23 protein-coding genes are annotated in these 25,612 nt (G+C 74.1%); 11 read left to right on the top strand and 12 right to left on the bottom strand.

Going from position 1 to position 25,612, the window contains the following annotated elements:
• Window positions 1-69 precede the first annotated feature (69 nt).
• Window positions 70-951: a helix-turn-helix domain-containing protein gene (locus LG396_RS15020; RefSeq protein ID WP_225795143.1), complete on the bottom strand. Its 882-nt coding sequence runs from the start codon at window positions 949-951 to the stop codon at window positions 70-72.
• 100 nt (window positions 952-1,051) lie between these two features.
• Between LG396_RS15020 and LG396_RS39705 the strand changes: the two genes are divergently transcribed.
• Complete coding sequence (locus tag LG396_RS39705; protein WP_308190106.1) at window positions 1,052-1,813, top strand: class I SAM-dependent methyltransferase; 762 nt, start codon at window positions 1,052-1,054, stop codon at window positions 1,811-1,813.
• Between the two features lie 33 nt (window positions 1,814-1,846).
• On the opposite strand, the gene LG396_RS15010 is transcribed toward LG396_RS39705, so the two are convergent.
• Window positions 1,847-2,746 (bottom strand): TIGR03560 family F420-dependent LLM class oxidoreductase, encoded by a 900-nt coding sequence (locus tag LG396_RS15010; protein WP_225795142.1) that lies wholly within the window; start codon window positions 2,744-2,746, stop codon window positions 1,847-1,849.
• A gap of 199 nt (window positions 2,747-2,945) precedes the next feature.
• Between LG396_RS15010 and LG396_RS15005 the strand changes: the two genes are divergently transcribed.
• Window positions 2,946-3,629, top strand: a complete 684-nt coding sequence (locus LG396_RS15005) for a hypothetical protein (protein WP_225795141.1) — start codon at window positions 2,946-2,948, stop codon at window positions 3,627-3,629.
• Window positions 3,630-3,764: 135 nt separating this feature from the next.
• Here the strand turns inward: LG396_RS15005 and LG396_RS15000 are convergent, their stop codons facing one another.
• From LG396_RS15000 to hutH, 4 genes are all read right to left on the bottom strand, one after another.
• On the bottom strand, window positions 3,765-4,451 hold the full coding sequence (locus tag LG396_RS15000) for an ABC transporter ATP-binding protein (protein WP_027742345.1): 687 nt from the start codon (window positions 4,449-4,451) through the stop codon (window positions 3,765-3,767).
• Window positions 4,452-4,502: 51 nt separating this feature from the next.
• Window positions 4,503-5,957: an ABC transporter permease gene (locus LG396_RS14995; RefSeq protein ID WP_225795140.1), complete on the bottom strand. Its 1,455-nt coding sequence runs from the start codon at window positions 5,955-5,957 to the stop codon at window positions 4,503-4,505.
• A 279-nt stretch (window positions 5,958-6,236) separates the two neighbouring features.
• A complete protein-coding gene (locus LG396_RS14990) occupies window positions 6,237-7,508 on the bottom strand; it encodes a L,D-transpeptidase (protein WP_225795139.1) in 1,272 nt (423 codons plus the stop codon).
• A gap of 178 nt (window positions 7,509-7,686) precedes the next feature.
• A complete protein-coding gene (hutH, locus tag LG396_RS14985; protein ID WP_372483512.1) occupies window positions 7,687-9,252 on the bottom strand; it encodes a histidine ammonia-lyase in 1,566 nt (521 codons plus the stop codon).
• A 174-nt stretch (window positions 9,253-9,426) separates the two neighbouring features.
• On the opposite strand from hutH, the gene LG396_RS14980 reads away from it, so the two are divergent.
• Window positions 9,427-10,230 (top strand): enoyl-CoA hydratase/isomerase family protein, encoded by an 804-nt coding sequence (locus tag LG396_RS14980; RefSeq protein WP_037740341.1) that lies wholly within the window; start codon window positions 9,427-9,429, stop codon window positions 10,228-10,230.
• Between the two features lie 81 nt (window positions 10,231-10,311).
• Window positions 10,312-11,415, top strand: a complete 1,104-nt coding sequence (locus LG396_RS14975) for a GGDEF domain-containing protein (protein ID WP_225795138.1) — start codon at window positions 10,312-10,314, stop codon at window positions 11,413-11,415.
• Window positions 11,416-11,445: 30 nt separating this feature from the next.
• Here LG396_RS14975 and LG396_RS14970 read toward each other — a convergent pair whose 3' ends face one another.
• Window positions 11,446-12,540 (bottom strand): adenylate/guanylate cyclase domain-containing protein, encoded by a 1,095-nt coding sequence (locus LG396_RS14970; protein ID WP_225795246.1) that lies wholly within the window; start codon window positions 12,538-12,540, stop codon window positions 11,446-11,448.
• Window positions 12,541-12,699: 159 nt separating this feature from the next.
• Entirely contained in the window at window positions 12,700-13,566 is an 867-nt protein-coding gene (locus LG396_RS14965) for a biotin--[acetyl-CoA-carboxylase] ligase (protein WP_225795137.1), read from the bottom strand.
• Between the two features lie 223 nt (window positions 13,567-13,789).
• On the opposite strand from LG396_RS14965, the gene LG396_RS14960 reads away from it, so the two are divergent.
• The 4 genes from LG396_RS14960 to LG396_RS14945 all read left to right on the top strand — a co-directional run bounded on the left by LG396_RS14960 (window position 13,790) and on the right by LG396_RS14945 (window position 16,576).
• Window positions 13,790-15,397 carry an acyl-CoA carboxylase subunit beta gene (locus tag LG396_RS14960; protein ID WP_037740334.1) on the top strand — a complete coding sequence of 536 codons (1,608 nt, stop codon included), beginning with the start codon at window positions 13,790-13,792 and terminating at the stop codon, window positions 15,395-15,397.
• Between the two features lie 22 nt (window positions 15,398-15,419).
• Window positions 15,420-15,632 carry an acyl-CoA carboxylase epsilon subunit gene (locus LG396_RS14955; RefSeq protein WP_018834634.1) on the top strand — a complete coding sequence of 71 codons (213 nt, stop codon included), beginning with the start codon at window positions 15,420-15,422 and terminating at the stop codon, window positions 15,630-15,632.
• A 70-nt stretch (window positions 15,633-15,702) separates the two neighbouring features.
• Window positions 15,703-15,849, top strand: a complete 147-nt coding sequence (mmpB, locus tag LG396_RS14950) for a morphogenic membrane protein MmpB (protein WP_018834635.1) — start codon at window positions 15,703-15,705, stop codon at window positions 15,847-15,849.
• Window positions 15,850-15,967: 118 nt separating this feature from the next.
• Window positions 15,968-16,576, top strand: coding sequence for a Maf family protein (locus LG396_RS14945; protein ID WP_100299183.1), 609 nt, complete (start codon window positions 15,968-15,970; stop codon window positions 16,574-16,576).
• Between the two features lie 94 nt (window positions 16,577-16,670).
• Here the strand turns inward: LG396_RS14945 and LG396_RS14940 are convergent, their stop codons facing one another.
• On the bottom strand, window positions 16,671-17,102 hold the full coding sequence (locus LG396_RS14940; protein ID WP_225795136.1) for a hypothetical protein: 432 nt from the start codon (window positions 17,100-17,102) through the stop codon (window positions 16,671-16,673).
• Between the two features lie 409 nt (window positions 17,103-17,511).
• Between LG396_RS14940 and LG396_RS14935 the strand changes: the two genes are divergently transcribed.
• The gene (locus LG396_RS14935; protein ID WP_018834638.1) at window positions 17,512-19,269 is read left to right on the top strand and encodes an acetyl/propionyl/methylcrotonyl-CoA carboxylase subunit alpha; all 1,758 of its coding nucleotides are present in this window, start codon (window positions 17,512-17,514) and stop codon (window positions 19,267-19,269) included.
• An 82-nt stretch (window positions 19,270-19,351) separates the two neighbouring features.
• Here LG396_RS14935 and LG396_RS14930 read toward each other — a convergent pair whose 3' ends face one another.
• A complete protein-coding gene (locus LG396_RS14930) occupies window positions 19,352-20,782 on the bottom strand; it encodes an MFS transporter (protein ID WP_225795135.1) in 1,431 nt (476 codons plus the stop codon).
• A gap of 120 nt (window positions 20,783-20,902) precedes the next feature.
• Between LG396_RS14930 and LG396_RS14925 the strand changes: the two genes are divergently transcribed.
• Together LG396_RS14925 and LG396_RS14920 are read left to right on the top strand one after the other, a co-directional pair.
• Window positions 20,903-21,487 carry a TetR/AcrR family transcriptional regulator gene (locus tag LG396_RS14925; RefSeq protein ID WP_225795134.1) on the top strand — a complete coding sequence of 195 codons (585 nt, stop codon included), beginning with the start codon at window positions 20,903-20,905 and terminating at the stop codon, window positions 21,485-21,487.
• Between the two features lie 123 nt (window positions 21,488-21,610).
• Complete coding sequence (locus tag LG396_RS14920; protein ID WP_225795133.1) at window positions 21,611-22,837, top strand: MFS transporter; 1,227 nt, start codon at window positions 21,611-21,613, stop codon at window positions 22,835-22,837.
• Between the two features lie 145 nt (window positions 22,838-22,982).
• Here the strand turns inward: LG396_RS14920 and LG396_RS14915 are convergent, their stop codons facing one another.
• Window positions 22,983-23,963 carry a DeoR/GlpR family DNA-binding transcription regulator gene (locus LG396_RS14915; protein ID WP_100299187.1) on the bottom strand — a complete coding sequence of 327 codons (981 nt, stop codon included), beginning with the start codon at window positions 23,961-23,963 and terminating at the stop codon, window positions 22,983-22,985.
• Between the two features lie 140 nt (window positions 23,964-24,103).
• Window positions 24,104-25,546, bottom strand: coding sequence for an NAD(P)H-quinone dehydrogenase (locus LG396_RS14910; RefSeq protein WP_037740318.1), 1,443 nt, complete (start codon window positions 25,544-25,546; stop codon window positions 24,104-24,106).
• Window positions 25,547-25,612 lie beyond the last annotated feature (66 nt).

Genomic DNA, 25,612 nt, shown 5'->3' with positions numbered 1-25,612 from the left:
ACGGTACGCAGGTTGCGGGGCGGGGCGGTGGAGTGGCGGGCGGGCTGCGGGAGTCCCCTCCGCCGTTCCTCAGTCGCGCGGGAAGTACGTGCCCGGCGGTGCCCCCACGGTGCGGTGGAACGCGGCGACGAACGCGCTCGGCGAGGCGTAGCCGACGTGGCGGGCCGCGGTGGCCACCGTGGCGCCCGAGGCCAGCAGCGGCAGGGACGCCTGGAGCCGCAGGTGCGTACGCCAGCGGCCGAAGGGCATGCCCGTCTCGGCGACGAAGAGGCGCGCCAGCGTGCGGGGGGCCGCGCCGGCGTACGGGGACCACTCCGCGAGCGTGCGGGCGTCGGCGGGGGTGTCGCGCAGGGCCTCGGCGACGGCGCGGGGGCGGGGGTCGTGGGGCATGGGCGCCACGACGGACGTCGCGGTGACGGGGGTGAGCTGGTCGAGGAGCACGGCCTCCGCGCGGGCGCGGGCGGGCGGGGCGGGGGCGTCGTCGGCGAGGTGGTCGAACAGGGCACGCAGCAGCGGGGTCACCGCCACGACGGTCGGGTCCGTCCACCCCGGACCGGCGGGGGCGTCCGGGGCGTCCGGTCCGGCCGGGGCTCCCAGGGCGGCCGGGCCGGGCTGCCTGACGTACAGCGCACGCGGCTCCGTCGTGCCCGCCGTGCCCGTGGCGTGGCCCACGCCCGGGGGGATCCACAGCGCCGTCGCCGTCGGCAGCACCCATGTGCGGCCCAGCGCCCGCACCATCAGGACCCCGCTCCTCGCCCACGCCAGCTGCGGCACCGGATGGCGGTGCCGGCCGTGCCACCTGCCGCCGCCCGCCGTCGCGAGGCCGGCCACGAGCACGGCGCCGCCGCCCGTACCGGAAGCGGACGCGGGCGCGGGCGGGGAGGCGGCAGGCGGCGCGGAGGGAGAGGCGGACGCGGAAACGGAGGGCGGGGCGGGGCCGTTCAGCGACATGGCTGGCCACACTAGCGCGTGGCGGCCAGGGCCTCCCGCGCCCGTCGACCGGCCGAAGCGGAATTGCACGAAGGGAACCGCCGCCGGGTAGGAATCGGGCATGCGTCCCGTGGACTACGACGACCGCCTCCACCGCACCTACGCCGCAGGCCGCGCCCTCACCGACGCGCAGCGCACCGCCTGGTCCCGCGCCTTCGCCGCCCGCCTGCCCGCCGCCCGCCCGCTGCGCGGGCTGGACCTCGGGTCCGGCACCGGGCGGTTCACGCCGCTGCTCGCCGGGGAGTTCGGCGGCCCGGTCACCGGCGTCGAGCCGTCGGCGCGGATGCGCGAGCAGGCCGTCGCGTACGCGGCGCACCCCCAGGTCAGTTACGTCCCGGGGCGGGCGGAGGCGCTGCCGCTGCCGGACGGGGCGGTCGACTTCGCGCTGGGCTTCCTCGTGTGGCACCACGTACGGGACAAGCACGCCGGCGCCCGCGAGCTGCACCGCGTGCTACGGCCCGGCGGCACCCTGCTGCTGCGTACCGAACTCACCGACTCGCTGCCCGACTTGTGGTATCTCGACGCCTTCCCCCGCGGGCGCGAGGTCCTCGCCGCGCTCTACGAGCCGCTGTCGGCGCTGCGCGGTACCTTCGAGGCGGCGGGGTGGGAGCTGGGATCCGTGGGTGAGGTCGCGCTGCCGGCACCCGGTACGTACGCGGGGGCGCTGGCCCGGTTGCGTACGCGGGCGTTCTCGATCTTCGAGCACATGCCGGAGGCCGACATCGAGGCGGGCTTCGCGGAGTTGGCGCGCCGGGTGGCCGCGGACCCGCAGGCGCCGGCCCGGGTGTCGCCCGGGACGGTGGTCACCTTCCGCCGCTCCTGACGCCCCGCCCCCGGGCTCGGCCCCGGGTCCCCCTCACCACACGCCCACCTCGCTGTTCGGCCTGATCTGCGCCACCACCGGCACCGCCTCGCCCACCGCCTCGACCGCCTGCGGCGTCCACGGCCCGACGGCGGTGAACACCACGTGCTCGATCCCGTACTCGGCGAACGCCTCGCACCGCTCCGCCACCGCCTCCGCCGGCTCCTCGGGCTCCATCCGGGCGGTGACCGTCTTCTCCACCTCCCAGTAGGGCCGCCCCGCCGTCGCGCAGTGGTCCTGGAGCACGTCCAGTTCGCGGCGCAGCGTCCGGCCGCCGTCCGGCACGTCGAAGAAGTTGCAGGCGTCCCCGTAGAGCGCGGCCAGCCGCAGCATCGGCCCGTCGCCCACGCCGCCGACGAGCACCGCGGGCCGCGGCCGCTGCACCGGCTGCGGGCTGCACACGGGGTAGTCCAGCGTGAAGTGCCGCCCGTCGAACGCGCCGGTGTCGCCCGCCCACATCTGCTGCGCCAGCCGCAGCGTCTCCTCCATCCGCTCGACCCGCTCGACCGCGGGCGGCAGGGTCAGGCCCATGGCGTACGCCTCGTCCTCGCGGTAGCCGGCGCCGAGGCCGAGCCAGGCGCGGCCGCCGGAGAGCACGTCGAGGGTGGTGACGGCCTTCACCAGCAGGGCGGGCGGGCGGTACGTGACGCCGGTGACCATGGTGCCGATGCGGACGTTCTCGGTGCGCGCGGCCAGGTAGCCGAGGGTGGTGTACGCCTCCAGCACCGGCTCGTCCGGCGTGCACGTGGGGTCGGCCTGCAGCAGGTGGTCACCGACCCACACGGTGTCCACGCCCGCCACGTCCGCCGCGCCGGCGACCTCGGCGAGCGCGGGCGCGAGGGCCGTGGGGCCGCCGGGCCAGGAGAAGTCGGTGACGTTGATGCTGATGCGCATGGTGGGCGGCCTCCTCGTCGCTTCCCACCCAGTCTGACTGTGCGGGCCTGTGCCGGTCGTCCGTCCCAAGGAGTCAACTTTCTTACTCCCAGGGGAGTAACGGGCGGTCAGGGGGCCTTCGCAGGGCGGCTGAGGGCCGTCGCCGAAAGAGCCGGACCGTACCCGGAAGGGGTCGGCGGCGACTGCGTACCGTAGTGCCATGAGCACCGCCAAGTTGACGCCCGCCCGGCGCCGGGCCGTGGCCGCGGCCGACGCCTCGACCGGGCTGGTGCACGCGAGCGAGCGCGTGCTGGAAGGGCTGGTGGACGGCGGTTTCGCGGTTCGGCATCCGCGCCCGCCGCACCGGCACTACCTCACCCCCGCCGGGCGGGAGCTGCGCGGCCGGCTGCTCGCCGAGGCCGATGCCGCGGAAGCGGCCGCAGCCGCCGAAGCCGCCGGCGGGGAGGCGGCGGGCGGCCGGGGACCGGCCGAGCCGGGCGTGTTCGCGGCCCGTACCGGGGGCGGGCCCGCGCCGGCCGACAGCGCCGCGCGCGCCCGCGAGGTGCGCAGCGCCTGGGAGGGCCTCGGCGAGCTGCGCCGGCTCACCAACGCCGACGGCGCCACCGACGTGCCGTGCGCCTGGGAGCGTACGCACCTGGCACCCGCCGTGGCCCTCGCGCTGGAAGCCGCGGAACTGCCCCCGGCGACTCCCGGGACCGGCGGCTACGCCGTCGCTCCCGCCGAGCACCAGCCGGAGGCGGTACGGGTCGACTGGCGCCCCGGACCGGCACTGCGCGAGCTGGTGCGCGCGGCGGGGGTGCTGGAGGCGGCTGGGTGGCAGGTCTCCGAACACCCCGAGCGCGACGGCGGGATGTACCTGCTGGCCTCACCGCGCCGCCGCTGAGGCTCCCGCCGCCGCGCGGGCCGGCGCCACCGCCGCCGTACGACGCACACAGAGCGCGCAGGGGCGCGTACGGGCACCGCCACGCCCGTACGCGCCCTTCCCCCGTATCCCCCGTGCCCCCGTGCTCCGGAGGCGCTACGCCGCCTTCTCCCGCTCCGTGACCTTCAGCCGGCCCTTCTTGATCACCGCCAGCCGCGGTGCCCGCCTGGCGATCGAGCTGTCGTGCGTGACGAGCACGTACGTCAGCCCCAGCTCCTTCCACAGCCCTTCCAGCAGCGCCACGATGTCGTCCCGGGTGTCCTCGTCGAGGTTGCCGGTCGGCTCGTCGGCCAGCAGCACCTTCGGCTGCTTCACCAGCGCCCGGGCGATGGCCACGCGCTGCTGCTGACCGCCGGACAGCTCGCCCGGCAGGTGCGTCAGCCGCTCGGCGAGCCCCACGGACTCCAGCGCCTCCGCCGCCCGCTTGGCGCGCTCGGTCGCCTTCACGCCGAGCGGTACGAGCGCCGTCTCGACGTTCTCCTGCGCGCTGAGCGTGGGGATGAGGTTGAAGCTCTGGAAGACGAAGCCGATGGTCGCGGCCCGTACCCGCGTCAGCGCGGCCTCGCTGAGCCCGCCGAGGTCGGTGCCGTCGAGGCTGACGGTGCCGGAGGTCGCGCGGTCGAGGCCGCCGAGCAGTTGCAGCAGCGTCGACTTGCCGCCGCCGGTCGGGCCGCGGACGACGAGCTGGTCGCCGTCGGCGATGGTGAGGTCGACGCCGGCGAGGGCGTCGATGGCCTCCTTGCCGCGCTGGTAGCGCTTGGTGACGCCGGTGAGCTGGTACATCGTGTCAACTCCTGGGTGCCGCGGGGGTGAGGTGGTCGGGGGAGGGCGGGGCTACTCGACGCGCCGCAGCGCGTCCGCCGGCCGCAGCCGCGCCGCCCGCCAGCCGCCGAAGAGTCCGGCGATCAGCCCGCCGGCGACCGCGAGCGCGACGGCCAGGGCGATCACGGACAGGGTCACGGGCGCCTGCAGCGCGACCTCCACGGTGGAGTTCGCCGCGTCCACCATCTCCTTCGGCCCGCGCATCACGGCGCCCTCGGGCATGTCGGAGCCGGGGCCGACCGAGGCGTCGAGCGTCGGGGCGACGGTCGTGACGAGGTACGCGCCGGCGACGCCGAGGGCGATGCCGAGGACGCCGCCGAGGATCCCGTTGACGAACGCCTCGCCCATCACCTGCCGGACGACGCGCCCGCTGCGCCAGCCGAGCGCCTTGAGCGTGCCGAACTCCCGCACCCGCCGGCCGACGGCGGACATCGTGAGCAGCCCGGCGAGCAGGAAGGCGGCGACCAGCACGACGACGGAGAGCCACTTGCCGATGTTGGTGGCGAGGTTGGAGGCGGTGGAGAGGTTGCCGGAGACCTGCTCGGCGAGGTCGGAGGCGGAGGTGACGCTGGCACCGGCCACGTTCTCGTCGATGGCGTCCTTGACCGCGGGGATGTCCTCGGAGCTGTCGGCCTTGACGTAGATGGTGGAGACCTTGTCCTGGAGGTCGGCGTCCGACAGTTGCTGGGCGCGCTCGAGCGGGATGTAGACGTTCGCGGTGGCGGCGCCGGTGTCGGCGGTGGCGATGCCGACGACCTCGAACTTCTTGCCCTTGATGGTGACGTCGTCGCCGACCTTGAGGCCCTCGTCCTTGGCGTACGCGCTGTCGACGACCGCCTTGAGGGCGTCGGTGTCGCCCGTGCCGAAGGCCTCGCCGTCGCTGATCTTCGACGAGGACAGCGGGCCGACGTCCTGCTGGGTGACGTCGAGGCCGGTGACGGTGAAGGAGTCGACGTCGATGTCGGCGCCGCCGCCCTCGATCCGCGGGCCGCCCCCGCCGCCGCCTCCGCCGCCCTGGCCGGGGACCGCCTGGCCGGTGGCGCCGCCCTCGATCTTCCCCTGCTGGAAGTCGCCCTTGAACTCGATGTCGTTGAGCGCCAGCGCGCCCACCGCGGTGTCGACGCCGTCCTGCGCCTCGACCTCGCCGACGACCGAGTCGTCGAGGTGCTGGAAGCCGCCGAGGGGCATCAGGCGGTCGTCGGTCTTGGTGGCGTCCTCACCGTCCTTGCCCGGCCCGATGCGGAAGGACTGGGGGCCGCCGTCGCTCTCGTCCGCCTCCTTGCTGACGGTGAGGTCGGTGCCCACGCCGTAGAGGGAGTGCAGGACTTCGTCCTGGGCGTCGCGCATGCCGGCGGCCACGGACGACACGGTGATGACGAGGCCGATCCCGAGTGCGAGGCCGAGAGCGACGACCAGTGCGGCCTTTCTGCGCCGGCGCAACTCGCGCCGCAGGTAGGTGAGGAACATGCGGCGAAGCTATGGCGCGAGGTTGGGGAAAGGCTGAGGCCACTGTGAGAGTGCCATGAGAAAGGGCCGGGCCCCGCCGTACGTACGCCGTACGGTCGAGGTCCCGGCCCTGCGACTGCTCCGCTGCCCGGCTGCGGCGCCCGCCCGCTGCGCCCGCCGCCGAGCGGCGCTCCGCGCCCCCGCGTGCTGCGGCACGCCGGAGCGCGCGGGGCATCGGCACCGTACGCCCCGTGCGTCCGCGGCGCGCCGGGCGGGGGCCCGGCGGTACCGCGCGTCAGCTCAGAGCGCGCTGCCCTGCTGCCACGCGGCCCAGTCCATGTTCCAGCCGTTGAGGCCGTTGTCCGGGGCGATGGTCTCGTCCGGGGAGTTCTTGACGATCACGACGTCGCCCAGCAGCGACTGGTCGTAGAACCATGCGCCGTCCGTGCCCGAGTCGTCGGCGCCCTGCTTGTCGAAGAGGCCGACGCAGCCGTGGCTGGTGTTGGCGCTGCCGAAGACGCCCCGGCCGCCCCAGTAGTTGCCGTGGATGAACGTGCCCGAGGTGGACAGCCGCATGGCGTGCGGCACGTCCGGGATGTCGTACTCGCTCTCGCCCTCGTCGTCGGTGAAGCCGACGGTCGAGCCGTCCATCCGGGTCTCCTTGTGCTTCTCGGAGATCACCATCTCACCGTTGTACGTGGGGTTCTCGGCCGAGCCCGCGGAGATCGGGATGGACTTGATCTTCTTGCCGTCCCGCACGACGTCCATCGTCATGGCCTTGACGTCGACGGTGGTGACCTGCGAGCGGCCCACGGTGAAGCTCATCTCGCGGTCCTGCACGCCGAAGACGCCGGGCGACGCCTCGACGCCGTCGAGGTTCATGTCCATCGTGACGGTGGAGCCCGCCTGCCAGTACTCCTCCGGGCGGAAGTCGAGCCGGGTGTCGTTGAACCAATGGCCGACGACGTCCTGGCCGCTGCTCGACTCGACCGAGATCTTCGACTCGACGGCCGCCTTGTCCTCGACCGGCTTGTCGAAGTTGAGCGAGACGGGCATGCCGACGCCGACCTCGGTGCCGTCCTCCGGGGTGAAGTAGCCGATCACGCTGTTCTCGGTGGAGACGGTGGAGAAGTTCGCGTTGGACGTGGACACCTGGCCGTCGCCGTCCTCGGCCTTGGCCGTGATCCGGTACTCCGTGCCGCGCTCCAGCGCCGCGTCCGGCTTCCAGGAGGCGCCGTCGTCCGAGATGGTCCCGGCGACCGGGTCGGTGCTGCCGGCCGCGGTCAGCACGACCTCGGTGAGCTTGCCCCCCTTGACCGTGACCTCGGTGTCGGAGTTGATCCCGACGTTCTCCGTACCGTCCTTGGGCGCTATTGATATTCGGGCGTCCGGCACGTTCTTCTTCTGCTCCGAGGCGGACTCCTTGTCGTCCCCGGAGTCGTCCGCCTTGCTGTCGCCGCCGCACGCGGTCAGCCCCAGCACGGCGCTCATCGCCAGCGCGGACAACGCCAGCCCACGCCGCCCCTTGCCGTACACCCTCACGTCGAAACTCCCCTTCACCGCGAACGGCACGATTGCCCTACCTCACCGGGTAGGACGCCCGATCCCCACTGGTCCGTTCCGCCCTGCTCCCCCACTGTGGCACACGCCACCGACGCCCCTGACCCACAGCCGGGACCTCCGTCCCGCCCTCGGACAATCGAAGACAGATCAGTGCAGGTCAGTGCCGTTTCGATCAGATCTAGACAGATCATGAAAGCGGTCCTGTGACGGACTCCACTGCCGCGACGAGCCGGCCGGAGCGTACGAACCCCTCCGCGGCGGCCAGATCGGGCGACAGAAAGCGGTCCTCGCCGGGCCCCGCCACCCCCGCGTCGCGCACGGCGCGCAGCACGGCCTGCGTGGCGGGCGCCGGCGTGAGCCCGGCGCGCAACTCGACCGCGCGGGTGGCCGCGTACATCTCGACGGCCAGCACCTTCGTCAGGTGGTCGATCGCGGTACGCAGCTTGCGCGCCGCGGACCAGCCCATCGAGACGTGGTCCTCCTGCATCGCCGACGACGGGATCGAGTCCGCCGACGCCGGCACGGCCAGCCGCTTCAACTCACCGACCAGCGCGGCCTGGGTGTACTGGGCGATCATCAGGCCCGAGTCGACGCCCGGGTCGCCGGCCAGGAAGGCGGGCAGGCCGTGGCTGCGGTTCTTGTCCAGCAGCCGGTCGGTGCGGCGCTCGGCGATGGAGCCGAGGTCGGCGGCGGCGACGGCGAGGAAGTCCAGGACGTACGCGACGGGGGCGCCGTGGAAGTTCCCGTTGGACTCGACGCGGCCCCCGATCACCACCGGGTTGTCGACGGCGGCGGCCAGCTCGCGGTCCGCGACCGTGCGGGCGTGCGCGAGCGTGTCCCGGCCGGCGCCCGCGACCTGCGGGGCGCAGCGCACGGAGTACGCGTCCTGCACGCGGGGCGCGGCGGGCAGGCCGTCGTGGCCGGTCTGGTGGTGGCCGGTGAGGCCGGAGCCGTCGAGCACCTTGAGCATGTTGGCGGCGCTGGCGGCCTGGCCGGGGTGGGGGCGCACGGCGTGCAGCTCGGGCGCGAGCACCCGGTCCGTACCGAGGAGGGCCTCCATCGTCAGGGCGGCGGTGACGTCGGCGGCGGTGAGCAGCCCGGCGAGGTCGGCGCAGGCCATGAGGAGCATGCCGAGCATCCCGTCGGTGCCGTTGAGCAGCGCCAGGCCCTCCTTCTCGCGCAGGGTGACCGGTGCGAGGCCGTGCGCCGCGAGCAGTTCGGCGGCGGGGTGCACGGTGCCGTCGGGCCCTTCGGCGTCGCCCTCGCCCATGAGCGCCAGCGCGCAGTGCGAGAGGGGGGCGAGGTCGCCGGAGCAGCCGAGGGAGCCGAACTCGTGGACGACCGGCGTGATGCCGGCGTTGAGCATCCCGGCCATCGCCTGCGCGACCTCGGGCCGTACGCCGGTGTGGCCGGAGGCCAGCGTCTTCAGGCGCAGGAACATCAGCGCGCGGACGACCTCGCGCTCCACCCGCGGGCCCATGCCGGCCGCGTGCGAGCGGACGATGTTGCGCTGGAGCTGCACGCGCAGGTCGGGGCTGATGTGCCGGACGGCGAGGGCGCCGAATCCCGTGGAGACGCCGTACACCGGGTCGGGCTTGGCGGCGAGGTCGTCCACGACGCGGCGGGCGGCGGCGAGCGCGTCGAGTGCGCCCACGGACAGCTCGACGGGGGCGCCCCGGCGGGCGACGGCGAGGACGTCGTCCGCGGTGGTGCCGGCGGGCCCGAGGACGACGGGCGCGGGACGGGGGTGCATATTCATATTCAGAAACCTTACGAAGTGAATCCCAAGCTGTCACGGGCGCTGCACGGGCCCCCTCGCCGGACGTCCAACCGATCAGAAAACACACTTGGTCAGCCCTGGCGCGGCGCCCCTCCACGCACTACGTTAGCGACCGTTAACGTCACGACCCGCCGGAGGCCGATACGCATGGGCGAGGGCATCGCCGTCCGCACGCACGAGTACGTCGCCGAGCTGGTCCTCGACCGGCCGGAGGCCATGAACGCCGTCTCCACGGAGCTGGCCCGCGCGCTCACCGAGACCACCGCGCGGCTGGCCGCGGACGCCTCGGTCCGGGCCGTGGTCCTCACCTCCAGCCACGAGCGGGCGTTCTGCGTCGGCGCGGACCTCAAGGAGCGCAACGGCTTCACCGACGCCGACATGCTCCGCCACCGCCCCACCGCGCGCGCCGCGTACACGGGGGTGCTGGAGCTGCCGGTGCCGGCCATCGCGGCGGTGCACGGCTTCGCCCTCGGCGGGGGGTACGAGCTGGCACTGTCCTGCGACTTCATCGTCGCCGACGAGACGGCGGTGGTCGGGCTGCCGGAGGTGTCGGTCGGCGTCGTGCCGGGCGGCGGCGGGACGCAGCTGCTGCCGCGCCGGGTGGGCTCCGCCCGGGCGGCGGAGCTGATCTTCACCGCGCGCCGGGTCGAGGCGGCGGAGGCCCACGCGCTGGGCCTGGTCGACCGGCTGGTGCCGGCGGGCGAGGCGCGGACGACGGCGCTGGAGCTGGCCCGGCGGATCGCGGGCAACTCCCCGGTGGGCGTACGGGCCGCGAAGCGGGCGCTGCGGCTGGGCCACGGGCTGGACCTGCGGGCGGGGCTGGAGATCGAGGACGCGGCGTGGCAGCGGACGGCGCTCTCGCCGGACCGGAAGGAGGGCGTGGCCGCGTTCAACGAGAAGCGGAAGCCCGAGTGGCCGGGTGCAGGGACGGGAGCGGGAGCGGGGGCGTGAGGGGCGCGAGGGGTCGCCTCCCCCATAGTGTCCAATCGGTCTAAATCCTGCAAATGGGGATCGATTGCCTACCCTGGAGCCGTGACGGGCAACGACCGGCCCTCGGACGAATCGCTGCGCGCCGTGGTCGAGCTGGCCCGGGCGCTGGCGGACGCGACCACGCTCCGCGAGACCGTCGGTGCGGCGGCGGCGGGCGCCAGGCGCGCCCTGGACGCGTCGTTCGCATCGGTGTCCGTCTGGGAGCGGGAGCACGGGCGGCTGCGGGTGCTCGTCAACGACGGCGAGCGGACACCCGGCGAGGAGGAGTTCCCGCCGGACGAGTCGTATCCGCTGCGCGACTTCCCCGAGCTGGTGTCCGCCGGCGGCCCCTGGACGGCGGCGGCGGACTCCCCGGGGCCGCGCGGCGAGGGGCTGCGGCGGCAGGGGCGGGGCAGCTGCCTGGTGGTGCCGCTGCTGGTGCACGGGCAGACGTGGGGTGAGCTGTACGTCGCCCGCCCGCGCGGCGCGGCCGCCTTCACTCCGTACGAGGCGGCCCTCGCGGCGGCGGTGAGCGCGGTGGTCGCGGCGGGGCTGGCGCAGAGCGAGCGGCTGACGGAGGCGCAGCGGCTGGCGTTCACGGACCCGTTGACCGGGCTGGCCAACCGCCGGGCGCTGGACCTGCGGCTGGACGAGGCGGTGGCGCGGCACCGGGCGGAGGGCACGGTGATCAGCCTGGTCGTCTGCGACGTCAACGGCCTCAAGGAGGTCAACGACTCCTTCGGCCACGCCGGCGGCGACCGCCTGCTGGAACGATTCGGCAAGCTGCTGTCGCTGCACGGGGCGGCCCTGCCGGACACGGTGGCCGCCCGGCTGGGCGGCGACGAGTTCTGCCTGCTGTCCGTCGGGCCCCCGGCGGACGACGTGGTCCGGACGGCGACCGAACTGTGCGCCCGGGCGGCGTCCCTGAAGCCGGGCCAGGGGGTCGCGTGCGGGGTGGCGTCGACGGGGGACCCGATCGGTCCGGTGCCGTCGGGCCGCCGGCTGCTGCGGCTGGCGGACGCGGCCCAGTACGCGGCGAAGGCGGCGGGATCGGAGGGCCCGGTGGTGGCGGGCCGGGACGGGGAGGCGACGCGGCTGGCGGACGACCCGCCGCGGGGGCGGAGCAGGCGGGCGTTCAGGGGGAGGCAGGCGGGGAGCCGGGGGTAGGGACCGGACCTCGGGCTCAGCCGCCGCTGCTCAGCCCCGGCGGCTCAGCAGCCAGGGCTCCACCACGCCCAGCCCGCGCACCGACCGCTGCCACATCGGCTGGAGCGCGAAGCGGTACGACGGGGCCTGTCCCGTACCGCCCTCGGCCGCCGCCTTCTCCGCCGCGGTGGCCGCCGCCTCGGACTCCGGGGCGTCCCCGTCCCGTATCAGCTCCTCGGCGAAGTCGCTGTGCACCAGCACCGTGTCCTTCGGCGCGATCGACGTCAGCCGCGACGCCAGGTTCACCGTCGTGCCGAAGACGTCGCCCATCCGCGTCGTCACCGTGCCGAACGCGATGCCCACGCGCAGCTCCGGCATCGTCTCGTCGTGGGCGAGGGTCTCGATCAGCCGGACGCCGATCTCCGCCGCCGTGCCCGCGTCGTCGGCGGAGAACAGCACCTCGTCGCCGAGCGTCTTGATGAGCCGGCCGCCGTGGGCGGCGACCAGGTCGGCGGCGGTGGTCTCGAACGCCTCGACCAGCTCGCCCAGCTCCTCCTCCTCCAGCCGCCGGGTCAGCCGCGTGAAGCCCACGAGGTCGGCGAAGCCCACCGCGAGGCGGCGGTCGACCATCTCGTCGTCGTCCTGCGCCTGGACGACCCGGCCGGTGGCCGCGGCCAGCTGGCGGCGCCAGACGTAGACGAGGAACTCCTCCAGCTCCGGCAGCAGCAGCTCGACGAGCGGGTAGGCGATCTCCGTACGGGACATGCCCTCCTGCGGCTCGGTGAGCCCTTCGAGGAACGAGTCGATCTGCCAGTCCGCCAGCCGGGCCGTGGTCTGCCCGGTGGAGCGCGCCACCTGCACGGCCATGCCCTCGCTCAGCAGGCCGGCCTCCACCAGGCCCGCCAGCCGGCGCAGGGCGAGGACGTCGGCCTCGGTGAGCGCCTTGGCCTGGCCGATGTCGGCGAAGCCCATGGCGCGCCAGAAGCGGGCCGCCAGCTCCATCGGCACGCCCGCGGCGCGCGCGGCCTGGAAGGGCGTGTAGCGGCGGTCGGAGCCGAGGATGAGCTGTTCGATGCGGATGGCGATCGGGTCTTCTTCGCTCTCCGGGTCCGGGTCCTCCGGGCTCTCCGTATCCGGGGAGCGCACGGAGTCCGCGGCGCCCGCGGAGCCGTCCCGGCCCACCGGGTCCCTCGGCTCCTCGGCACCGGAGGAGCCCGCAATTTCACTCACCGGCTGCCCCCTCCGCACGTCCGTTCCCTGGCCACCGCCCTTGCGGTGCCAACGATACGGGAAGTGTGGCCCAGCTCACTCCGCTTCGGCCGCGGACCGCAGGTGCACCACGTCCCCCGCGCTCACCGGCTCCGCCAGCCCCGCCGCCGTGGCCAGCACCAGCCGGCCGTCGCCGTCCACCGCGACGGCCTCCCCCGTCACCGCCGTCCCGCCCGGCAGCTCCGCGCGGACCTGCCGGCCGAGCGTCGCGCAGCCGGCCGCGTACGTCTCCTGCAGCCGGGCGCCGGCCGGGTCGCCGCCCGCCGTACGCCAGCTTCCGTACCACCGCTCCAGCGACCGCAGCACGGCGCGCAGCAGCGTGTCCCGGTCGGTGACCTTCGCGCCGGCCAGGGCCAGCGAGCCGGCCTGCGGGACGGGGAGTTCGGCGGCGCGCAGCGTGACGTTGATGCCGATGCCGAGGACCACGGACTCGGCCGTGGCGTCGGGGCGCTCGACGAGGATGCCGCCCGCCTTGCGCTCCTCGCCTTCGACGGTCACGAGCACGTCGTTCGGCCACTTCAGCGCCGTGTCCACGCCCGCGGCCCGCGGCAGCGCGGTCGCCACGGCGACGCCGGCGAGCAGCGGCAGCCAGCCCCACCGGCTGACGGGTACACCCTCGGGGCGCAGCAGTACGGAGAAGAAGAGCCCGGATCTGGGCGGCGCCGACCAGCGGCGCTCCAGCCGGCCGCGTCCCGCCGTCTGCTCCTCCGCGACGAGCACCGCGCCCTCGGGCGCACCCTCGCGGGCGCGGGCGGCGAGGTCGGCGTTCGTGGAGCCGGTGGCGTCGACGACGTCGAGCGACGTCCACAGCCCTCCGGTCCGTACGAGCGCCCGGCGCAGCGCGTCGGCGTTCAGCGGCGGACGGTCCAGGTCGGACCAGCGGCTTCCCCGATCTGCACTCATGCGGCCACCCTACGGCCAGACGTCCGTCCCACCGGCGCCGACGCCACGCCGCCCGCGGCGCGGGCGTGGCACCCGCGGGCACCACGCGGGCGCCACGCCGCCGGTGTGGCCAACGCCGCACCCGTAGGGCGGCCGTGCGCCGATAACCTACGTAGCGGTAAGTCCCGCACTCCCCCGGGTACCCCGCCCGGAGGCGCCCCCGACGACCAGGAGCTGCACCGCGATGGCCCAGGCGCACGAGCCCCCCGCCGAGACGGCGGACAGCCACACGACGGCCGGCCGGCTCGCCGATCTCAGCCGCCGGATCGAGGAGGCCACGCACGCCGGGTCGGCGCGCGCGGTGGAGAAGCAGCACGCGAAAGGCAAGCTGACCGCGCGCGAGCGGGTCGACCTGCTGCTGGACGACGGGTCGTTCACGGAGCTGGACGAGTTCGCCCGGCACCGCTCGACGAACTTCGGCATCGAGGCCAACCGCCCGTACGGCGACGGCGTCGTCACCGGCTACGGGACGGTGGACGGCCGCCCCGTCGTGGTGTATTCGCAGGACTTCACGGTCTTCGGCGGCTCCCTCGGCGAGGTCTACGGCGAGAAGATCGTCAAGGCGATGGACTTCGCCATGAAGACCGGCTGTCCCGTCATCGGCATCAACGACGGCGGCGGCGCGCGCATCCAGGAGGGCGTCGTCGCGCTCGGGCTCTTCGCGGAGATCTTCCGCCGCAACGTCCACAGCTCCGGCGTCGTCCCGCAGATCAGCGTCATCGTGGGCCCGTGCGCGGGCGGTGCGGTGTATTCGCCGGCCATCACGGACTTCACCGTGATGGTGGACGGCACGTCGCACATGTTCATCACCGGACCCGACGTCATCAAGACCGTCACCGGCGAGGACGTCGGCTTCGAGGAGCTGGGCGGCGCCCGTACGCACAACACCACCTCAGGTGTCGCCCACCACATGGCGGGCGACGAGAAGGACGCCTTCGAGTACGTCAAGGCGCTGCTGTCCTACCTGCCGTCCAACAACCTCAGCGAGCCGCCCGCGTTCCCGGAGGACGGCGAGGCGGCGGTCACCGACGAGGACCGCGAGCTGGACACCCTCATCCCGGACTCGGCGAACCAGCCGTACGACATGCACACCGCCATCGAGCACGTGCTGGACGACCGCGAGTTCCTGGAGACCCAGGCGCTGTACGCGCCGAACATCGTCACCGGCTTCGGCCGCGTCGACGGGCACCCGGTCGGGGTCGTCGCCAACCAGCCGATGCAGTTCGCCGGCTGCCTGGACATCAAGGCCAGCGAGAAGGCCGCCCGCTTCGTGCGCACCTGCGACGCGTTCAACGTCCCCGTGCTCACCTTCGTCGACGTCCCCGGCTTCCTGCCGGGCACGGACCAGGAGTACGACGGCATCATCCGCCGCGGCGCCAAGCTCATCTATGCGTACGCCGAGGCGACCGTGCCCCTGATCACGGTGATCACCCGCAAGGCGTTCGGCGGCGCGTACGACGTGATGGGCTCCAAGCACCTCGGCGCGGACCTCAACCTGGCCTGGCCCACCGCGCAGATCGCCGTCATGGGCGCGCAGGGCGCGGTCAACATCCTCTACCGCCGCACGCTCGCCGCCATCGACGACGAGCAGGAGCGCGAGGCGCGGCGCGCGGAGCTGATCCGGGAGTACGAGGACGCGCTGCTGAACCCGTATGCGGCGGCGGAACGCGGGTATGTGGACGCCGTCATCATGCCGTCGGAGACGCGGCGGCAGGTGGCGAAGGGGCTGCGGGTGCTGCGCAACAAGCGGGAGGCACTGCCGCCGAAGAAGCACGGGAACATCCCGCTGTAGGCGGCGGTGTCGAGGAGGGCCGATGTCCGACGAGATCAAGGTGGTCCGGGGCAACCCGACGGCGGAGGAGCTGGCGGCGGCGCTGGCGGTGGTCCAGGCGCGGGCGGCGTCGTCCGCGGCCGGGGCCCGGGGCGGGCCCGCCAGCGAGTGGGCGGACCCGGCCCGGCGGGTGCCGGCCCGGCGGACGCCGCAGCCGGGGCCGAAGGCGTGGCGTACGACGTACTGGCCGGCGTAGGGGTGCGCGCAGGCGGCATCTGAGTATCCGTACTCAGGCGCGCGGGGCGCCGGGCCGGGACCATCGGAAGATGCTCTGGTCCGACCCCCCAGACGAGCCCGACGCGGAGTTGCGTGCGGCGGAACGGCGGCTGCGCCGCGCCGGGTGGCTGCTTGCGCTGGCGGCGGTGGTGTCGCTGGCGCTGGGGGCGGCCGGACCCGGTATGCCGCCGATGTGAGGCGCCGGGCATGGGGGCGCCCCAGCGCGTTCCACAAGTCGTCGTGCTTCTACGGTGACTTGTGGACCCGCGCCCGCCGCGGGCGGCGGTGTCACCGCCGCCGCCTACGATGACGCGCATGACCCACTCCCCCGCCCGCACGCTCGTGCTCGCGTCGCAGTCCCCCGCCCGGCTCGCCCTGCTCCGGCAGGCGGGGCTCGCGCCCGAGGTGGTCGTCAGCGGTGTCGACGAGGACGCCGTCACCGCCGCGTCGCCGGCGGAACTGGCCCTGGTGCTCGCCGAGGCGAAGGCCGCCGCCGTCGCGGCACGGCCGGAGGCGGCGGGCGCGCTGGTCGTCGGCTGCGACTCGGTGCTGGAGCTGGACGGCACGGCGCTGGGCAAGCCCGTGGACGCCGAGGACGCGACGGCGCGGTGGAAGGCGATGCGCGGCCGCTCGGGGGTGCTGCAGACCGGGCACTGCGTGATCGACACGGCGTCGGGCCGGCGGGCGAGCGCGACCGCCGGGACGGTGGTGCGGTTCGGCGAGCCGAGCGACGCCGAGATCGCCGCGTACGTGGCCACCGGCGAACCGCTGTACGTGGCCGGGGCGTTCACCATCGACGGCCGCTCGTCCGCGTTCATCGACGGCATCGACGGCGACCACGGCAACGTCGTGGGGATCTCACTGCCGCTGCTGCGCCGGCTGCTCGCGGAGCTGGGAGTGCAGATCACCGACCTGTGGGCGTAGCGGGCCGCCCTGCGGTTCGTGGGGCGGTGCGGGTTCTCGGGCCCGCATGCGGCCCGTACGCGATGCGGCGCGGGCGGCGGCGCGCGGGCGGGGGTCAGGCCGCCGGTGCCGGTTCCGCGCCGCCGTCGGGCCGCCGTACGGGGGCGTCCTCGGCGGTCAACACCAGCACGATGAGCCCGAAGAGCACCATCAGCCCCGCGAACGCCGCCCAGCCCACCAGCCCCACGGCCACCGTCGCCAGCACCGCGTGCAGCGCCGCGCAGCTCACCAGCAGGTTCCGCCCGGCGCGCCCGGGGGCGCGGTCCCGTACCGCGGTGCGCAGCGAGACCGCGCCGCAGCACAGCAGGTAGAGCCCGAGGGCCACGCCCGCCGCGCGCGTGGAACCGGACATGACGCCGGAGTCGAGGCCGGCGAGGGACATCTCCTGGCGGTCGACGACCGAGCCCAGGACGAAGTGCACGACGGCCAGCCCGACCGCTTCGACGAGCAGCGCGGCACCGGCCACCGCCGCGACGGCTGTGCGCATGGCGGCACCCCCTGAACCAGGTCCGTTCGGCCCACTTACGCTACTGATGGGTAGTCGGAGGCGGCAAGGGTCCGCACACGATGGACACCCGCGGGACACCCGGCGGGCACACGCGAAGGCGGGCGCCACGGCTCCGGACGGACGGGCCACCCGAAAAGATTCCGTCTCGCCTTCGTATGGTTCCCACAAAAAGTTGTGCCGTCCATCTCCTCAATACGCGCGAGACCTTGGCCACACGCCGGTTTCGCGCGCACGGCCCCGGAAGCGGCGTACCTTGGGAACTCAGGGCTACGCGCCCGAGTGCGGCGGCGCGGATCACTCTCTGTGTGGGAAAACTCACCTCCGGGTTCCCGCAGCGCAGAGGTGTCGCCATTACCTAAAATCTCGGTGTTCCGAGAAGGGAGCCAACGTGCGCAAGGTGCTCATCGCCAACCGTGGCGAAATCGCCGTCCGGGTCGCCCGCGCCTGCCGGGACGCCGGAATCGCGAGCGTGGCCGTCTACGCCGCGCCCGACCGGGACGCACTCCACGTCCGCGTGGCCGACGAGGCCTTCGCGCTCGGCGGTGACACTCCGGCCACGAGCTACCTCGACATCGGCAAGGTGCTCCAGGCCGCCAAGGACTCGGGCGCGGACGCCGTCCACCCCGGGTACGGATTCCTGTCGGAGAACGCCGAGTTCGCCCAGGCGGTCCTCGACGCCGGCCTGACGTGGATCGGCCCGCCGCCGCAGGCGATCCGCGACCTCGGCGACAAGGTGTCCGCCCGGCACATCGCCCAGCGCGCCGGCGCGCCCCTGGTGGCCGGCACGAAGGACCCGGTCCAGGGCGTCGCGGAGGTCACGGCGTTCGCCGAGGAGCACGGGCTGCCGATCGCCATCAAGGCCGCCTTCGGCGGCGGCGGTCGCGGCCTGAAGGTGGCCCGTACGCTCGAAGAGGTCCCCGAGCTGTACGAGTCGGCGGTGCGCGAGGCCATCGCCGCGTTCGGCCGCGGCGAGTGCTTCGTCGAGCGGTACCTCGACCGCCCGCGGCACGTGGAGACGCAGTGCCTCGCGGACAAGCACGGGAACGTGGTCGTGGTCTCCACCCGGGACTGCTCGCTGCAGCGCCGCCACCAGAAGCTGGTGGAGGAGGCGCCGGCGCCGTTCCTGTCCCCGGAGCAGAACGCCGAGCTGTACCGCGCGTCGAAGGCCATCCTCAAGGAGGCGCGCTACGAGGGCGCGGGCACCTGCGAGTTCCTCGTCGGCCAGGACGGCACCATCTCCTTCCTGGAGGTCAACACCCGCCTCCAGGTGGAGCACCCGGTGACCGAGGAGGTCACGGGCATCGACCTGGTGCGGGAGATGTTCCGTATCGCCGACGGCGAGGAGCTGGGGTACGACGACCCGCCGGTGCGGGGTCACTCCTTCGAGTTCCGGATCAACGGCGAGGACCCGGGGCGCAACTTCCTGCCCGCGCCCGGCACGGTGACGGCCTTCGAGCCGCCGGCCGGGCCCGGCGTGCGGCTGGACGCGGGGGTGGAGTCGGGCAGCGTGATCGGCCCGGCGTGGGACTCGCTGCTGGCCAAGCTGATCATCACGGGCGCCACGCGGCAGCAGGCGCTGCAGCGCGCGGCGCGCGCGCTGGACGAGTTCACGGTCTCCGGGATGGCGACGGCGCTGCCGTTCCACCGCGCGGTGGTACGGGACGAGGCGTTCGCGCCGGCCTCCGCGGTCGAGCCGTTCAGCGTGCACACCCGGTGGATCGAGACGGAGTTCGCCGGCGGCATCCCCCCGTTCGCGGGCGGCGCGGACGGCGACGCGGCGGAGGAGAGCCGCGAGACGCTGGTCGTCGAGGTCGGCGGCAAGCGCCTGGAGGTGTCGCTCCCGTCATCGCTCGGCGCGGTCGCCTCGGCGGCGGCCGGGCGGGCGAAGCCGAAGCGGCGGGCGGCGAAGAAGTCCGGCTCCGCGGTCTCGGGCGACGCGCTGGCCTCGCCGATGCAGGGCACGATCGTGAAGGTAGCGGTCGAGGAGGGCCAGCAGGTCGCGGAGGGCGATCTGGTGATCGTGCTGGAGGCGATGAAGATGGAGCAGCCCATCAACGCGCACCGCGCCGGCACGGTCAAGGACCTCGCGGCGGAGATGGGCACGACGGTCACGTCCGGCGCGGTCATCTGCGAGATCAAGGACTGACGCGGACGGCAGGCTGACCCGGGCCGACAGGTCCGGCACGGAGCAGGGGCGGGCCCGAGAGGGCCCGCCCCTGACGTGGTTTTCAGGACGTGCGAGGTACGTTCCGGGCCCCCGCCATCAGCAGCAGCGCGAGCGCCGAGAACGCCGCCGCGGCGGTGAACGCGGCGCCCGTGCCGTCGAAGAACGTGTGCCCCGGGGAGTGCCTGAGGCCCACGTCGAAGACGGAGACCAGCACGGACAGGCCGAGGCTCCCGCCGACGTACTGCATCGTCTGCAGCAGCCCGGAGGCCGACCCCGCGTCCTCGGGCTCGACGCCGCTGAGGATGAGGGTGGTCAGCTGCATCATGGTCAGCCCGACCCCGACGCCCATGAGCACCAGCGGGCCCAGCAGCCCGTCGGCGTAGCCGGAGGAGGCGTCGAGGCGGGTGAGCCACAGGGTGCCGGCGGTGTTGAGCGTCAGCCCGGCCAGCGCGGTGCGCTTCGGCCCGAACCTGGCCTGCGCGCGCGGCGCGATGCGGGAGGCGGCGAAGAGCGGCACGGCGAGCGCCAGGAAGGCCAGGCCCGCGCGGAACGGGCTGTATTCGAGGTAGCGCTGCAGGTACTGGGTGGTGAAGTAGAAGACGCCGAACATCCCGGCGGGGATCATCAGCATCGTGGCGTACGAGACCGACCGGTTGCGGTCGGCGAAGAGCCGCAGCACCACCAGAGGGCGGCGGACGCGGAGTTCGACGGCGAGGAAGCTGCCGAGCAGCGCCGCGGCGGCGGCGAAGGCGCCGAGGGCGAGCCCGTCGCTCCAGCCCCGCTCGGCGGTGCGGATGAAGGCGTAGACGAGCGAGGTCATGCCCAGGGTGGCGAGGAGCGCGCCGAGGGCGTCGAACGGGCCGCGCTGGCGCGGGGTCTCGTCGAGGTGGCGCGGTGCGAGCCAGGCGATGGCGAGACCGACGGGCAGGTTGATCAGGAAGACCCAGTGCCAGGACACGAGGTCGGTGAGCGCCCCGCCGAGGACCAGGCCGAGCGCCGAGCCGGCGCCGCTGATGGAGGCGAAGACGGCGAGCGCGCGGGCGCGTTGGCGGCCTTCGGGGAAGGTGGTGGCGATCAGGGCGAGGGTGCTGGGAGCGGCGAGGGCGGCGGCGACGCCCTGCACCGTACGGGCGAGGAGCAGCCAGCTGCCGCTGGGCGCGACGCCCGCGAGCAGGGAGGCGGCGGTGAAGGCGAGCACGCCGGTGACGAGGGCGCGGCGGCGGCCGATGCGGTCGCCTATGCGGCTGCCGAGGAGCAGCAGGCCGCCGAAAGCGAGGGTGTAGAGGTTGAGGATCCAGGACATCCGGGTCGGGGAGAAGTGCAGGTCGAGCGCGATGTCGGGCAGTGCGACGTTCACCACCGTGGCGTCGACCAGGAACATCAGCTGGGTGGCGACGATCGCGGTGAGCGCGAGCCCCGGGCGGGCGCCGCGGGCCGTACGGCCCTGACCGCGGATGCCGCGGTCCGTGGGCGTGCGCAGGGATGTGGACACAGGGGTGCCTTCCGGCAGAGAATGAAGTGGAGGGTAGCTCCGCTTCACTATACGGAGGCCGCCTCCGTTTCTGCAATGGCATTCTGGGCTGCAGCGCGGAGACGACGAAGGGTGGTGCCCATGGGGACGGTGCAGGGCCGGCCGATGCGCGCGGACGCGCGCCGCAACTACGAACGCCTGCTCAACGAGGCCGCGGCGGCCTTCGGCGAGCACGGCGCGGACGCCTCGCTGGAGGAGATCGCGCGCCGCGCGGGCGTCGGCATCGGCACGCTGTACCGGCACTTCCCGGACCGCTTCGCGCTGATGGGCGAGGTGTTCCAGACGCGGGTCGACGAGCTGGACGAGACCGCGCGGACGCTGGCGGCGGAGCCCGGCAGGACGCCGATGGGCGTGCTGACGGCGTGGATGCGGCGGTACGTGGACGTGTCCTCGACGATCCGCGGGATCGCGGGGACGCTGATGGACGAGGGCCTGATGGTCAACTGCAAGACGCAGCTGCGGGAGACCGTCGGGCTGCTGGCCGGCCGCGCGCGCGAGTCCGGCGAACTGCGCGCGGACGTCTCCCCCGACGACCTCCTGCGGCTGACGAGCGCCCTCGCGTACGCGGCGGAGAAGGCGGCGGCGAAGAACCCGGAGGACACGGAGGTCGCGGACCGGCTCCTGGGCCTGGCCCTGGACGGCCTGCGCACCCGGCCGCCCTCCTGACGGCCCGGCGGATCCGCGACACCACCCTGCCCGGCCACTACGACGTCGGGAATCCGCCAGACCCCGCCGTGAGGTGCTTGTTGCACTGGTCCTGCAACAGCGGCACCTCACAGGGCGGACTCCATGGCTGCACCGACCACCTCCCCCGCGCACCCGTCCGGCGGCGCCGGTCCGCGCCCCGGCCCCGCGGCGCGGGGCTGGCCGGCCGTCGCCGCCGTGACGCTCGGCATCTTCGCGATCGTCACCACGGAGATCCTGCCGATCGGCCTCCTCACCGGGATCGGGGCGGCCTTCGCCGTCTCCGACGGGATGGCGGGGCTCATGATGACCATGCCGGGCCTCCTCGCGGCGATCTCCGCCCCCCTGGTGACCGTGGCGTCCGCGCGCGTCGACCGCCGCCTGATGCTGTGCACGTTCACGGCCCTGCTGGCGGGTGCGAACTTCCTGGCCGCCGCGGCACCCGACTACTGGATCGTGCTGGCGTCCCGGGTCGTCGTCGGCGTCGTCATCGGCGGCTTCTGGTCGATCGGCGCCTCACTGGCCGAGCGGCTGGTGCCCGCCCCGGCGGTGGGCCGCGCCAGGGCGGTGATCTTCTCCGCGGTGCCGCTCGGTTCCGTTCTCGGCGTGCCGGCCGGCACGCTCCTCGGCGACCTGGCCGGCTGGCGCACCGCGTTCGCGGCCCTGGGCGCCCTGGCCGTCGGCGTACTGGTGATGCTGCTGGTCTTCCTGCCGCCGCTGCCGCCCACGCGGACCACCCGGTTCCACGTCCTGCGCGGCATGCTGCGAGGCGTCAACACCCGCTTCGCGCTCGTGCTGACGGCCCTGATCGTGCTGGCGCACTTCGGCGCGTACACCTACGTGACGCCGTTCCTGGAGCAGGTCACCGACGCCGGCCCCCGGCTGGTCACCGGCCTCCTGCTGGTCTACGGCGCCGCGGGCATCGCCGGGAACTTCCTCGGCGGCGCGCTGGTCGCCCGCCGTCCCCGCGGGACCTTCGGGCTCGTCGCGGCCATGATCGCCGCCGCCACCCTGCTGCTCCCCGTCGTCGGGCGCTGGCAGTTCGGCGCCGCGGCGCTGCTGGTCCTCTGGGGCGTGGCCTACGGGGCGGTCCCCGTCGCGTCCCAGACATGGTTCGCCAAGGCGGCGCCCCACGCGCCGGAGGCGGCGGCGGTGCTGTTCACCGCCTCGTTCCAGGCCACGATCTCCGTCGGCGCGCTGGCCGGCGGCGTCGCCGTGGACCAGGCCTCGCCGTCCGCGGTCATGACGCTCGGCGGCGGTACGGCGGTCCTCGCGGCCGTCGCCGTATGGATGCACCGCGCACGGCGCCTGACATGGCCGGACGGCACCTGAACGGCATGCTGCGGCCCCGTACTTCGGCACCGGCGCCCGCCGCCGCGCGGCCGACGCAGGGCCGTCGCGCGGCAGCCACGGGCGACGCCGGCGCTCCGGCCCCGCGGCCGGGCCCGGGGCTCTCCCGGCCCCCGGGCTTCCCGGACTACCGCCGCCGCGGCGCCAGGTCCGCCACCCGGCCCTGGTCCGGCAGGGCCGTCGCGGCGCGCATCGCCGACGCCGCGGCCTGCGGCGTCCGGCGCTGGCCCGGCAGTGGCACGCTGTCGTCGCCGCGCCGCCGCTCACCCCCGTGCCGGGGGTGACGGCGCGGTGCCGGGGGGCCGCTCTCACCGCCCACCGGCTGTTCAGGGCCCGCCACGGCGATCTGCACCCCCTGGTCGGCCAGGGCCTGCAGCTCGGTGACCGCACGCTCGTCGTTCGGCGGCGGCTCGTCCGTGACCAGCCGCGTGATGACGTCGGTGGGCACCGTCTGGAACATCGTGTCGGTGCCCAGCTTGGAGTGGTCCGCGAGCACCACGACCTCCGCCGCGGCCTGCACCAGCGCCCGGTCGACGCTCGCCGACAGCATGTTGGACGTGGACAGCCCGCGCTCGGCGGTCAGCCCGCTGCCGGAGAGGAACGCGCGCGAGACGCGCAGCCCCTGGAGCGACTGCTCCGCTCCGCTGCCCACCAGCGCGTAGTTGCTGCCGCGCAGCGTGCCGCCGGTCATGACGACCTCGACCCGGTTCGCGTGCGCGAGCGCCTGGGCGACGAGCAGGGAGTTGGTCACGACGGTCAGGCCGGGGATGCGCGCGAGCCGGCGGGCCAGCTCCTGCGTCGTCGTACCGGCACCGACGACGACCGCCTCGCCCTCCTCGACGAATCCTGCGGCCAGATCGGCGATCGCGGTCTTCTCCGCGGTCGCGAGATGTGATTTCTGTGGGAAGCCGGACTCACGGGTGAAACCGCCCGGGAGGACCGCCCCTCCGTGCCTTCGGTCCAGCAGCCCTTCGGCTTCGAGGGCCCGTACGTCTCGGCGCACGGTCACCTCGGAGGTCTGTACGACTCGGGCGAGCTCTCGGAGCGATACGGCCCCATTGGCCCGTACCATTTCCAGGATCAACTGACGACGTTCTGCAGCGAACACGAAACCGACAGTAACGCCAAAGACCGTGTTCTTTCAGCCGCTTGCGTCGATGAGAAGAAAATGCTCCTTGGCGACATCTGAAGGTGGTATAGGCGCTCGCTTGCCCCCGCTGGCCAGCCGCCTCCGGTCCGGGCCCGGACCTAGTCGTCACCGCCCGGCTTGCTCGCCTGGAGCTGCCGTGCGACCTCCGCGATCGACCCCGTCAGCGAGGGATAGACGGTGAACGCCTTGGCGATCTGTTCGACGGTCAGATTGTTGTCGACGGCGATCGAGATGGGGTGGATCAGTTCGCTGGCCCGCGGCGCGACCACCACGCCGCCCACCACGATCCCGGTGCCGGGGCGGCAGACGAGCTTCACGAATCCGTCCCGCACCCCCTGCATCTTGGCCCGCGGGTTGCGCAGCAACGGCAGTTTCATCACCCGCGCATCAATGCGCCCCTCGTCCACATCCGACTGCTGGTAACCCACCGTGGCAATCTCGGGGTCCGTGAACACATTCGCCGAGACGGTCTTCAGCCGCAGCGGCGCGACGGTCTCGCCGAGAAAGTGGTACATCGCGATCCGGCCCTGCATCGCCGCCACCGAGGCGAGTGCGAAGACGCCGGTGCAGTCGCCCGCCGCGTAGATGCCCGGCGCGCTCGTGCGCGACACCTTGTCGGTCCAGATGTGCCCGGAGTCCGTCAGCCGCACCCCGGCCTCCTCCAGGCCGATGCCCCGGGTGTTGGGCACCGCGCCGACCGCCATCAGGCAGTGCGAACCGGTGATCACGCGGCCGTCGTTGAGCGTCACCTCGACCCGGTCGCCCACGCGCTTGGCGCTCTGCGCGCGCGAGCGGCTCATCACGTTCATGCCGCGGCGCCGGAAGACGTCCTCCAGCACCGCCGCCGCGTCCGGGTCCTCGCCCGGCAGCACCCGGTCCCGGCTGGAGACCAGCGTGACCCGCGAGCCGAGCGCCTGGTACGCGCCCGCGAACTCCGCGCCGGTGACGCCGGAGCCGACCACGATCAGCTCCTCGGGCAGCTCGTCGAGGTCGTAGACCTGCTTCCAGTTCAGGATCCGCTCGCCGTCGGGCTGCGCGTCGGGCAGCTCGCGCGGGCTGCCGCCGGTGGCGACCAGCACCGCGTCCGCGACCAGCTCCTCCTCGGCGGCGCCGGTCACGTGCACCGTGCGGGAGCCGTCCGGCGCCTGCTGCGGCGAGACGCTCGCGCGGCCGTGCACGACCCGGCCGCCCGCGCGGGTCACGTTCGTGGTGATGTCCTCGGACTGGGCCAGCGCCAGCCGCTTCACCCGGGCGTTCACCTTGCCCAGGTCCACGCCGACGACGCGGGCCGCCTGCTTGTCCGGCGGGGTGTCGTCCGCGACGATGATGCCCAGCTCCTCGTACGAGGAGTCGAAGGTCGTCATCACCTCCGCGGTGGCGATCAGCGTCTTCGACGGCACGCAGTCGGTGAGCACCGACGCGCCGCCCAGGCCGTCGCAGTCGACGACCGTCACCTCCGCGCCGAGCTGCGCGGCGACGAGCGCCGCCTCGTACCCGCCGGGGCCTCCACCGATGATCACGATCCGAGTCACGTACCCCATTGTCCCCCGCCGCCGCCGACGGCTCCCGCGCGGGGCGGCGGGTGTCCGGTGGGGGCCAGTGGGGGG

The sequence above is a fragment of the Streptomyces aculeolatus genome (assembly GCF_020400605.1).
In the GTDB taxonomy this organism is placed as follows: domain Bacteria; phylum Actinomycetota; class Actinomycetes; order Streptomycetales; family Streptomycetaceae; genus Streptomyces; species Streptomyces aculeolatus.
The sequence above is the reverse complement of the archived record's forward strand: the minus strand, read 5'-3'. Positions and strand labels throughout refer to the sequence as shown.

What these genes read in the sequence shown, in the direction of transcription:
- LG396_RS15020 (WP_225795143.1), bottom strand. Translation starts at nt 951, where the DNA reads ATGTCGCTGAACGGCCCCGCCCCGCCCTCCGTTTCCGCGTCCGCCTCT.
- LG396_RS39705 (WP_308190106.1), top strand. Translation starts at nt 1,052, where the DNA reads ATGCGTCCCGTGGACTACGACGACCGCCTCCACCGCACCTACGCCGCA.
- LG396_RS15010 (WP_225795142.1), bottom strand. Translation starts at nt 2,746, where the DNA reads ATGCGCATCAGCATCAACGTCACCGACTTCTCCTGGCCCGGCGGCCCC.
- LG396_RS15005 (WP_225795141.1), top strand. Translation starts at nt 2,946, where the DNA reads ATGAGCACCGCCAAGTTGACGCCCGCCCGGCGCCGGGCCGTGGCCGCG.
- LG396_RS15000 (WP_027742345.1), bottom strand. Translation starts at nt 4,451, where the DNA reads ATGTACCAGCTCACCGGCGTCACCAAGCGCTACCAGCGCGGCAAGGAG.
- LG396_RS14995 (WP_225795140.1), bottom strand. Translation starts at nt 5,957, where the DNA reads ATGTTCCTCACCTACCTGCGGCGCGAGTTGCGCCGGCGCAGAAAGGCC.
- hutH (WP_372483512.1), bottom strand. Translation starts at nt 9,252, where the DNA reads ATGCACCCCCGTCCCGCGCCCGTCGTCCTCGGGCCCGCCGGCACCACC.
- LG396_RS14980 (WP_037740341.1), top strand. Translation starts at nt 9,427, where the DNA reads ATGGGCGAGGGCATCGCCGTCCGCACGCACGAGTACGTCGCCGAGCTG.
- LG396_RS14965 (WP_225795137.1), bottom strand. Translation starts at nt 13,566, where the DNA reads ATGAGTGCAGATCGGGGAAGCCGCTGGTCCGACCTGGACCGTCCGCCG.
- LG396_RS14960 (WP_037740334.1), top strand. Translation starts at nt 13,790, where the DNA reads ATGGCCCAGGCGCACGAGCCCCCCGCCGAGACGGCGGACAGCCACACG.
- LG396_RS14955 (WP_018834634.1), top strand. Translation starts at nt 15,420, where the DNA reads ATGTCCGACGAGATCAAGGTGGTCCGGGGCAACCCGACGGCGGAGGAG.
- mmpB (WP_018834635.1), top strand. Translation starts at nt 15,703, where the DNA reads ATGCTCTGGTCCGACCCCCCAGACGAGCCCGACGCGGAGTTGCGTGCG.
- LG396_RS14945 (WP_100299183.1), top strand. Translation starts at nt 15,968, where the DNA reads ATGACCCACTCCCCCGCCCGCACGCTCGTGCTCGCGTCGCAGTCCCCC.
- LG396_RS14940 (WP_225795136.1), bottom strand. Translation starts at nt 17,102, where the DNA reads ATGCGCACAGCCGTCGCGGCGGTGGCCGGTGCCGCGCTGCTCGTCGAA.
- LG396_RS14925 (WP_225795134.1), top strand. Translation starts at nt 20,903, where the DNA reads ATGGGGACGGTGCAGGGCCGGCCGATGCGCGCGGACGCGCGCCGCAAC.
- LG396_RS14920 (WP_225795133.1), top strand. Translation starts at nt 21,611, where the DNA reads ATGGCTGCACCGACCACCTCCCCCGCGCACCCGTCCGGCGGCGCCGGT.
- LG396_RS14910 (WP_037740318.1), bottom strand. Translation starts at nt 25,546, where the DNA reads ATGGGGTACGTGACTCGGATCGTGATCATCGGTGGAGGCCCCGGCGGG.